The following is a 3,178-nucleotide window of genomic DNA, read 5'->3' on the forward strand; positions in this document are numbered from 1 at the left end:
GTTCGGCATGCCCCCCATCCTCGCGCATCCGGCGGTCGGCGCGCGGCAGGTCAGGCCGGTCCGGACCAGTAGCTGATGCCGAGGTTGGCGTCGAAGGTGCGCATCCGCCCGAGCACCTGGTCGGGGGTCGGGCCGAGGAGTTCGTCGACGATGCGGCCGTCGGCAAGGAAGACGACGCGGTCGGCGTACGAGGCCGCCACCGGGTCGTGGGTGACCATCACGACGGTCTGGCCGAGTTCCCGGACGCACCGGCGCAGCAGCGCGAGGATCTCGGCGGCGGAACGGGAGTCCAGGTTGCCGGTCGGTTCGTCGGCGAAGACGATCCGGGGCCGGCCGGCCAGCGCCCGGACGCAGGCGACGCGCTGCTGCTGGCCGCCGGAGAGCTGGGCCGGGCGGTGGCCGAGCCGGGCGCCGAGGCCGGCCGCCTCCACCAGGGTGTCCAGCCACTGCCGGTCGGGGGTGCGGCCGGCCAGCGTCAGCGGCAGGGCGATGTTCTCCGACACCGTCAGGGTGGGGATCAGGTGGAAGGCCTGGAAGACGAAGCCCACGTGGTCGCGGCGGAGCCTGGTCAGCTGGCCGTCGCTCAGCCGGGTGAGGTCCGTGTCGCCGATCCGGGCGGCGCCCGAGGTGCAGGACTCCAGTCCGGCGAGGCACTGGAGCAGGGTGGACTTGCCGGAGCCGGACGGGCCCATGATCGCCGCGAACTCCCCCTCCCGGAAGGACACCGAGACCCGCTCCAGCGCCACCACCCGGGCGTCGCCCGACCCGTGCACCTTGGTCAGGTCGACGGCCGACGCGGCGGCCGGGGCGTGGTTCGCGGCGGCCCGGGGGCCTCCGGGACGGGACGGGCCTCCCGCGAGGGACTGGGGCTCGGTCATCGGTGGTGCTCTCCTCGGTTGGACACGGGCTGAGGTCAGGACTGCGGTCTGGGCCGGGGGCCGGGCGGACCGGCGGGCAGGTCGGCGGGTGGCAGCAGGCCGGTGCCGGCGGCCAGCAGGGCGAGGGAGCGGACCGCGAGCTCCCGTCCGGCCGCGGCCGGACGGCCCTGGTGGCCGCCGCTGTCGTGGTGGTCGAGCAGGACCGGCACCGCCCCGGTGGAGGCCTGTCCGAGCGCCGCGCAGAGCTTCCAGGCGTGCCAGGGCGGCACCCGTGCGTCGTTCGCCCCGGTGGCGAGCAGCACCGCCGGGTAGGCCGTCCCGGGCACCACCCGGTGGTACGGGGAGTAGTCGAGCAGCGCCCGCAGCGCCCGCGGGTCGGCCGGATCGCCGTACTCCTCCGCCCAGAGCCGGCCGAGGCCGCCGACCTGGTAGCGGGCCAGGTCGGTGAGCGGGGCCACGCACACCGCGGCGGACAGCAGACCGGGCTCCCGGGTGAGCGCGGCGGCGACCACCAGCGCCCCGTTGCTGGCGGCCAGTGCGCCCAGCCCGCCGGCCGGGGCCTCGCCGCGTTCGACCAGCATCGCGGCGGCGGCCCGGAAGTCGTCCACGGTGGCGCTCTTGCCGGGGCCCCGGCCGGCGGCCGCCCAGGCGGGGCCGAGCTCGCCGCCGCCGCGCGCGTGCACCCAGGCGATCCGGCCGCCGGCCCGCAGCCAGGCCTCCATGGCCGGGTCCCAGGAGGGTTCCAGCGGGAGGCCGAAGCCCCCGTAGACGGTGAGCAGGGTGGGCGCGGGGCGGCCGCGGTCCCGCGGCCCGGGGTCGCAGACCGTCACCGGGACGGGCGCGCCGTCCCGGCCGACGGCGGTGAGGGTGCGCAGCGCGGCGCGGCGCTCGGGGGGTTCGACCGGGCCGGAGCCGTCCAGGCTCCTGGTCCAGGTGCCGTACCGGGGGTCGTCGGCGAGCAGCCAGACCGACCCGCCGACCCGCCCGTGCCGGTCGTACGGGGTGGCGCCGAGGCGCAGCCGGGCGGGCCAGTGCAGTGCGGTGGCGCCGTCGCCAGGTGCCTCAACCGGCGCCCCGCCGGGTTCCCCACCCGGTATACCGCCCGGCGCCCCGCCCGGCCGGTGCAGGTCGAGCCGGTGGGTGGTCCCCAGCCGGCGGAGCAGCGCCAGGCCGGGCCTCCGGCCGGGGCCGAGCACCCGCAGGGCGGTGACCGGGCCCGCCTGTACTTCACCGGCGGCGGGCGGTTCACCTACGGCGAGCGGCGCGACCACGGCGGGCCGCCCAGTGGCGCCCCGGGCCAGCTCGTCCAGGTCCAGCGCGAGCAGCTCGTCGGCGGCGAGGAAGCAGACCGTCTCGTTCAGGTCCAGGGCGGTGACCCGTCGCCCGTCGAGGTCGAGCGGCTGCCAGTCGGGCACCGCCCGGCCGGTCCACCGGGTGGCCCACCAGCGCGCCGGGCCGGACGGCTGCGGGCGGGTGCGCAGCAGTAGGTTCCCGCCGGGACCGCCGTGGAGGGTGAGCCGGACCGGGCCGGGCACCGGCAGGGCGAGCCGGCGGGCCGGGCCGCCGTCCGGGTGGCGGGCCGCCAGGGTGTGCTCGGTGCGGGTGCCGGCGGTGTACACCAGCGCCTCGCCGGTGAAGGCGAGGGTGGCGTACGGGGCCGCGTCGGGCAGGTGGTGGGGCCGGTCGCCCGGGCGGGTGGGGAGCAGGTGCAGGCCGCCGTTCTCGGCTCCGTCCCGGTGCAGTTGGACGGCGATGAACCGGCCGTGCGGCTCGGGCTGCCAGCCGGCGATCCGGTCGCCGGGGCCGATGACGCCCTCGGTGGGCGTCCGACGGGTGCCGTCGGGGTGCCGGACGGTCAGGACGTCGCCGTCCGGGCCGCGTTCGTGGCGGAAGAGCAGGCCGCCGGCCTCGGCGGGCGGGGTGGGCGTCCGGTCGGGCGCCTCCCGTTCCACCCGGTCGAGCAGGGCGGCCCAGGCGGGCTCGTCGGAGCGCTGCGGGCGGGCGGCCAGCAGGCGCCGCTGCTCGGCGAGCCAGGCCCGGGCGCGCGGGGTGTCCGCCTCCTCCAGCCAGCGGTACGGGTCCGCCGGCGTGAGGTGCGGGTCCGCCGGCACGGGGTTCGGCGCCGTCGGCCCGGGGGGCGCGGCCCGGTGGTCGAGGTCAGCCACGGACGGCCTCCGCGGGGTTGTCGTTCCGTCGTTCCGGGGCACCACCTCGGCCCGCGGCCCCGCGAGGACGTGGTGGTGCTCGCCGTTCACCGCGGCCACTTCGATGCCGGGCAGCTCCGCGGTGAACGAGAGCGC

The 3,178-nt window shown here is 78.4% G+C and carries 2 protein-coding genes; both read right to left on the reverse strand.

What is annotated here, in order from left to right:
* Nucleotides 1-50: 50 nt before the first annotated feature.
* Entirely contained in the window at nucleotides 51-878 is an 828-nt protein-coding gene (locus ACFU7Z_RS38070) for an ABC transporter ATP-binding protein (protein WP_079271858.1), read from the reverse strand.
* 35 nt (nucleotides 879-913) lie between these two features.
* Nucleotides 914-3,178, reverse strand: a 2,265-nt coding sequence (locus tag ACFU7Z_RS38075) for a prolyl oligopeptidase family serine peptidase (RefSeq protein WP_380782680.1), incomplete at its 5' end; no start/stop codon positions are given.

Source organism: Kitasatospora sp. NPDC057518 (assembly GCF_042802075.1).
In the GTDB taxonomy this organism is placed as follows: domain Bacteria; phylum Actinomycetota; class Actinomycetes; order Streptomycetales; family Streptomycetaceae; genus Kitasatospora.